Here is a 6,598-nt window from a genome sequence, read left to right as displayed (position 1 = left end):
GATATACATATAATCCGTAATCTTCGAGGATGCGCTCGTGGTTCTTCCAGCGGGTGAAGCCTGCCAGGTTATCTTCGCCGATGATCACCTTGAATTGTTTGTCGGGATGTTTTTCGCTGAGGTGCACGAGGGTGTGGATGGTATAGCTCGGCTTGGGAAGGTGGAACTCGATATCGGAGACCTCGAGCTTGTAGTTATCGAAGATGGCCGCCCTCACCATGTCATAACGGTCGAACTCATGCAGTAGCCCCTTGGCTGGTTTGAAAGGATTCTGCGGCGAAACAACGAACCACACTTTGTTCAGGTCGCTGCTCTCTGCCATGAGGTTGGCAATGATCATGTGACCCATGTGAATGGGGTTGAAGGAGCCGAAGAACAGACCTACTTTCAAGTGAATGCGATTTGTTTCCCGCAGATTCCGCAGATTCCGCAGATAAAAGCAGAAAACTATTCTACAAAGATCGGCGTGATCAGCGGGAAATAAAACCCGGGAAAATTTAAAGCCTAAGATAAGGATTTACTTTTTCTTGAAGTCATCGTATAGCCGCTGGGCTTCGGCCAGGGATGTTTCGAGCTTTTCGTTGACGAGTACGATGTCGAACTGGTCCTGGAAGGTCATTTCGAATTGTGCTTTGAAGAGCCTGCGAGAGAGGCTTTCGGGGCTTTCGGTGCCGCGATCGTGGAGGCGTTCTTTCAGCACTTCAACGGAAGGTACTTTTACAAAGATGGCGAGGGCCTGGTGGCCGAAATATTTTTTCAGGGCCAGGCCTCCTTTCACGTCTACGTCGAAGATCACATTCCGGCCTTCGTGCCAGATGCGCTCGACCTCCGATTTTAGGGTGCCGTAAAAATTTCCCTCGTATACTTCTTCCCATTCCACAAACTCGTCGTTGTCGATCTTCTTTTTGAATTCAAGGGGTGTGAGGAAGTAATAATCTTTTCCATGCTGCTCGGTCCGTCCGCGTTTGTCGCGCGTGGAGGCGGAGATGGAAAACCCGAGGTCGGGGTTGGTCTTCAGAAGGTGTTTAACAATGGTGGTTTTTCCTGAGCCGGAAGGCGCTGAAAAAATGATCGCTTTTCCGGGCATTTAACTGGCTAGCTTTTGAGACACTTGTTTGCGGATGTTGTCAACGAGCTCCTGCGGCGCGTGGCTGGTGCATTTGGTTTTGAGCAGCTCACGTATGGCTACCTCCAGATGGTAGTTCTTGTAGCACGGCATGCATTGTTCCAGGTGCTCTTTCAAGAAGTGTTCTTTCTGCTGAGTGGTAGCTTCACCATCGAGTATCATTTGAAGCATTTCCAAACATTCCTTCGAGTTGGAACAGTCCTGCTTCATTTTGCTCAAGTCGGGGGAGTTCATATAATCAGTTTATGCGTTTTTATAACCCATTTTTTTGGCGTATTCGCTTAATTTTTCCTTCAGAAGATTCCGGGCACGGTGCAGGCGGCTTCGTACTGTTCCAATTGGTATGTCTAATATCTTCGCCATCTCCTCGTACTTGAACCCCTCTAAGTCACACAATATAATCACAGTTCTGAAGTCTACATCCAATGAGTTCAGCGCCACGGAGATCTCATCCCCGATCATATCCTGCAGCGCCTCCACGCGCAGATCGGGTGTTATCTGCCGGTCAACATCCTCAGAGTTATAATAACTTTCAACTTCCTGATAATCTACCTTGGAAGGCTCTTTGCTTTTCTTCCGGTAGTCGTTGATGAAGCTGTTTTTTAAAATTCGAAACAGCCAGGCTTTTGCATTAGTTCCTTGCTGGAAGGAATCTATAAATCTGTAAGCCTTTAGGTACGTATCCTGCAAGAGGTCTTTCGCATCATCAGGATCGAGCGTGAGTCGGTAGGCAAAGTTGTACATGGAGTTTATGTGTGGCATAAATTCCTTATTGAAGATGCTTTGCTTCTCCTGCTCTGAATACTGTTCGCGGATTACCTCTTCCATAATTTGGTAAAAATAGTAAAAAAGCTCGACCTAACTACCGCTTTGATTTACATTGAATTACAGAGCGGAATGTGAGGCTTAAGCTACAATGAGTGGTTAAACATACAAAAAAGATACCGGTTAAAAGTTTCCCCCGGCGAACCTGCCAGAGACATCGATCCCGGTTTGGGCCGGAAATATAGCCTAATTCGGATACCAGCCCCAAACGGCTGTGGGAAAATAAATTTCCGGCTCACCAAACATGTTTTAGCTGCATCCGGCTGCCGTAAATATATTTTTTTAGACAGGAGATATGAGACGTGGGATTTGAGACAATACCAACCGTCCCTCAGGTTCGCGATCTCCTATCACATGTCTCATCCCGATGGCTATCGGGACTTACATCTCAATGTTTATATTTGGCAACAAACTCCGCGAGCTTGAGTCAGCAACAGCGCGTCTTCTATGTCATTGTTATCGCACAGTTCTGCGGCACGTCGCTGTGGTTTGCCGGTAATGCTGTGCTGCCGCAGCTCCAGGCGGCGTATGGCTGGCCCGTTTCTGCGCTGGGCTATCTCACTTCTTCCACACAACTGGGCTTCATAGCAGGTACACTCATCTTCGCGGCGCTGGGCCTCGCAGACCGCTTTCAACCTTCGAAGTTGTTCTTCGTAAGCTCGCTTGCTGCCGGCGCTTTCAACCTGCTCGCCCTGATCGACATTTCTTCTTATCCACTGGTGCTCGTCAGCCGGTGTCTCACGGGTATTTTTCTGGCGGGCATCTATCCCGTCGGCATGAAGATCGCCGCCGACTGGCAGGCAGAGGGTTTGGGTCACTGGCTCGGAGCGCTGGTAGGAGCGCTGGTGCTCGGCACTGCCTTTCCCTACAGCCTGAAGCTGGTGCCGCAGCTCGTGCAGCCTTCCATTCTGCTGGTGGTGATCTCAACGTTATGTGTAGCCGGCGCAGTGATGTTGCTCGTGTATGTGCCCGATGGCCCCTATCGCAAGCGTGCCTCGGCGTTTTCACTGGCGGCGATGGGCAAGATCTTTCGCAACGACACTCTGCGGGCATCTGCTATCGGTTACTTCGGACATATGTGGGAGGTGTACGCCTACTGGGCTTTTGTTCCTTTTATCGTGATGCATTACCAGGAGGTAACGCAGCGGCACTTTCAGCCTTCACTCGTGTGTTTCCTGATCATCGCGTCTGGGGCGGCGGGTTGTGTGATGGGCGGGATCTGGTCGTTCAGGATCGGCAGCTTTCGGGTGGCGGCCTATGCGCTGCTGGCGTCGGGACTGTGCTGCCTGCTTTCTCCGTTCATGTGGCACCTGCCACTGTGGTTGTTTATTCTATTCACCGTTTTCTGGGGTGTGACCGTGGCGGCTGATTCTCCACAGTTCTCGGCTCTGGTGGCGCGCAATGCACCCGACCAGCTCCGCGGCTCGGCCATCACGCTGGTGACGAGCATCGGATTCTGCATCACCATCGCCAGCATTCAACTGATCAGCTATGCGCAACAGTTCATTCCCGCGCAGTACCTGTTCCTGGTGCTCGTGCCGGGCCCGCTTATCGGTGTATTGTCGTTGGTGAAGTTCGTGCGTCCTGCACCCGCCAGGTAAACGTTAGCGGTTCACGTTCACAAACTGGTGTGCCTTCACTTCGCTGCGCAAGCCGTTTACTTTCAGCAGCTCCCTTACAGTATTCAACAGCTCGAGCGATGCATCTATTTCTTCTTTTCGCGTGGCCACACTTTCAATATTGAATCCGAAGGGGATGGCCTTTTCCTGGCAGTAACGGATCAGGTCTTGGGCAATGGATGTGGCGATCTCTACCGAACGCGCCACGGGACTGCTGCACACCTTGAGCTCTTCTTTCATGGCCTCGGGGATGTGAATGCCCAACCACTCCATGAAGTGAAGCGTTTTCACTGAGCCGCAGATCGTCAATGTAAAAATAACCGTGGGCAGCTCCTGATTCTTATTCGCACAGGTGGTGACGAGCGCTTCCAGCATTTGCCGGGCGTAGTCTACGTTGAACACACATTGTGATATGAAATAAGAAACACCCGAGCTCACCTTGTCCAGGATCCTGACATCTTCGTCTTTCAGCACGGCGTGGCGTTCGGGAATGGTAACGGCGCCGATCACGGAGTGGTGTGCATGCTGCTCGCGCCATAGCTGATACGCTTCGCCGAGGCTTGTTTTCACAACATAATCGGGTGAAGGCAAGCCTACGAACACGGGATAAAATCCGTGCGTCTTCAGGCCGTTGAGCCACTGCGTCAGCTCTTCGCGGGTGAACTTGCCTGCAGGGCGATAGATGATCTTGGGGATGGTAAGCCGTTGCAGGTGTTGACTGGTATACTCAAAAGGATCAAGCGCGCTGGCGAACGGAAAAGGTCTTTCTTCCGTGGTGCGGGCCGATTCGTCCTGCACATCATAAACTACCAGGGCATCGATGTCGAGTGGATGGAGAATGTTAAAAGTGCGTTCCGCGATCTCCGTTATCTTTTCGGGCGCCGTTTGTACTTTGGGCGGAGTGATGCCATAGAGTAGGATCCCTGACTCTTTTCTCCTGATCTTGGTCAAAAACATGCTACGGAGTTATTCGATAAAAGGTCAAAGATAAAGAAATAACACATACAATATCAGGGCTACACTTCATCTGCACCGGCTTGCATCGGTCGCTCGTGAATTCATTCGGTGTCGCCTAATGACTGGTAGGTTGTCTGACAATTGCATGAAATAAAAAAAGGTTGCCCATGACAGGCAACCTTTTCACTACCCCAAACAAACAAATTAACTCAGTATCCCTGGTTCTGGTTAGCAGCTCTTTCTTCCGCGGTGAGTGGTCTGCCCGCGGTGAACACACGTTCAAGGTGCGCCTGTGGTATAGGCCTCAGCTTGTGGAACGGTTGCACATTGGGCGCGGCCAGCGAATGGAATTGCTTCACGCGGTCATAGAATGTTTCAGTACGTACAAGGTCGTTCCAGCGATGAAGCTCACCGAGCAACTCCCTGGTTCTTTCGTTGAGTATGAAATGAACAAAACGCGAAGCCTTGTCGGTGGCGGTTGCCGGATATTGCTCCAATGCTGGCGCGGTATCCCAGTACGATCCATCTGCCGGAAGTGTAATGGCGGCCTCGGTGCTGGTCACGTCTCCGTAAGTGCCACCTTCGCTCTTATAGAAATGTACCGGTTTTACTTCACCTGCCTTGTATGCAGCGCGTTCTCTCAGCTTGTTAATGCGCGCGGCGGCCGTTACATAGTCTGTCTTGCGGCCATAGGCTTCTGCGGCGATCAGGTAGGTCTCTGCAAGCCTGGCCATGATCCCGTCACGTCCGGCAAACTCGGTTCCCACATCCAGGCGTGTAGGGTCCATCCACTTGATCAAGGTGGGGAAATCAGAATTGTTCCACTTGTTCTGAGGGATCCACAGGTAAGACTTTTTGCCGATGGCTGCATCTGATATACCCTGATCCATGGTGATGAATACGGCAGTATCGCCTACGTTGAACTTGTTTTGTCCCAGCTTCGAGGCAGCGACGTAACCTTTGTCAACTTCTTCCTGGGTCCATTTGGGAATGGTGAACGGCGCGGTTCTGTCGTTGCTGAAGTATGCGGTACGGAAGCTCTTGTAGAACCTTGAGTCGTTCTTGCGGTCAAACACGTTGATGGTGTAAGACGTGGGTCTGATCCTTCTGAAGGGGCGTCCATAAGTGATGTCGCGCTCCATGCCGGGCTTCACATCGTAGGTCATCTGAAAATAGAGATGTACCCTGTTGCCGGAGTTGTTCAGCAGCAGCGCATTGTTGTTGAACTGCGCTGCCAGGATGATCTCGGGATTTGCTTCGTTGGCAATGTTCCAGAGGTCGGCAAAGTTGGGTACCAGCGAGAATGCGCCGCTGTTGATCACCATGTCGGCATAATACGCTGCACTGTCAAGGTCTGTGGCTTTCTGGCCACGCTGGTCTGTCACGGCGCTTCCACGGGTGAGATAAACTTTCGCAAGGAAATGACGCGCTGCCCAGCTCGTGATTCTGCCACGCTGCGATTGTGTGCCGGGGAGAACGGCTTCCGCAGCACGCAGGTCACTGATGATGGCTTTGTAAACATCGGCCACAGGAGCTCTTGGAAACTCCAGCTCCAGACTTTCTATTGCCTCCAGGTTAAGCGGTATCGGGCCGAATTGCTGAACCAGCATAAAATAAAAATAACCTCTCAGGAAACGAAGCTCGGCCATACGTTGCTCCTTTACGCCAGCCGAAGTCAATGCTCCACCCTCGGCTTTAACCGTTGGTATCAGCTTCAGTCCAATGTTGGCGTTGTTAATGCCCTTGTAATACTCCGTCCACATATCGTGGAACATACCGAAGCTCGGGTTCAGCTGATTGGTATACGTGTCTACGAATTTGTTCGATCCGTCAGCAGCCTGGATATACTCATCCACACCATAATTCCACAACGTGAAGCTTTGCTCACCATTGAATTGCCAGCGCAGTGAATTATAAACGCCGTTGATCAGCGCATCCACACCTGCCTCTGTATTAAAATAGCTGAAGGGTGCCTGTGAAACCACTTCCTCATCCAGCTTGTCTGCACAACCAACCAGGAGTGTTGCAGCGATTATGAATAGTTTTAATTTTTTCATAGCTCAATTTCTTT

Annotated in this window: 7 protein-coding genes; 1 reads left to right on the top strand and 6 read right to left on the bottom strand. The window is 51.0% G+C overall.

The window, feature by feature from the left end; genetic code table 11:
• The 4 genes from nadD to KK083_RS26325 form a co-directional block, all read right to left on the bottom strand.
• Nucleotides 1-391: nicotinate (nicotinamide) nucleotide adenylyltransferase (gene nadD, locus KK083_RS26340; RefSeq protein ID WP_254169065.1), on the bottom strand; the 391-nt coding region annotated here is incomplete at its 3' end.
• Between the two features lie 126 nt (nt 392-517).
• Nucleotides 518-1,087, bottom strand: a complete 570-nt coding sequence (gmk, locus tag KK083_RS26335; protein ID WP_254169063.1) for a guanylate kinase — start codon at nt 1,085-1,087, stop codon at nt 518-520.
• Nucleotides 1,088-1,360 (bottom strand): anti-sigma factor, encoded by a 273-nt coding sequence (locus tag KK083_RS26330; RefSeq protein ID WP_254169061.1) that lies wholly within the window; start codon nt 1,358-1,360, stop codon nt 1,088-1,090. It lies immediately after the preceding gene.
• 9 nt (nt 1,361-1,369) lie between these two features.
• A complete protein-coding gene (locus KK083_RS26325; RefSeq protein WP_254169059.1) occupies nt 1,370-1,954 on the bottom strand; it encodes a sigma-70 family RNA polymerase sigma factor in 585 nt (194 codons plus the stop codon).
• 419 nt (nt 1,955-2,373) lie between these two features.
• On the opposite strand from KK083_RS26325, the gene KK083_RS26320 reads away from it, so the two are divergent.
• Nucleotides 2,374-3,552: an MFS transporter gene (locus KK083_RS26320; protein ID WP_254169057.1), complete on the top strand. Its 1,179-nt coding sequence runs from the start codon at nt 2,374-2,376 to the stop codon at nt 3,550-3,552.
• Between the two features lie 3 nt (nt 3,553-3,555).
• Here the strand turns inward: KK083_RS26320 and KK083_RS26315 are convergent, their stop codons facing one another.
• Together KK083_RS26315 and KK083_RS26310 are read right to left on the bottom strand one after the other, a co-directional pair.
• Nucleotides 3,556-4,527, bottom strand: coding sequence for a methylenetetrahydrofolate reductase (locus KK083_RS26315; RefSeq protein WP_254169054.1), 972 nt, complete (start codon nt 4,525-4,527; stop codon nt 3,556-3,558).
• Between the two features lie 209 nt (nt 4,528-4,736).
• Complete coding sequence (locus KK083_RS26310) at nt 4,737-6,584, bottom strand: RagB/SusD family nutrient uptake outer membrane protein (protein ID WP_254169052.1); 1,848 nt, start codon at nt 6,582-6,584, stop codon at nt 4,737-4,739.
• Between the last annotated feature and the right edge of the window lie 14 nt (nt 6,585-6,598).

It is taken from the genome of Chryseosolibacter histidinae (assembly GCF_018598225.1).
Classification (GTDB): domain Bacteria; phylum Bacteroidota; class Bacteroidia; order Cytophagales; family Cyclobacteriaceae; genus Chryseosolibacter; species Chryseosolibacter histidini.
Note: the sequence above shows the minus strand (reverse complement) of the source record. Positions and strands in the feature narration are given on the sequence as shown.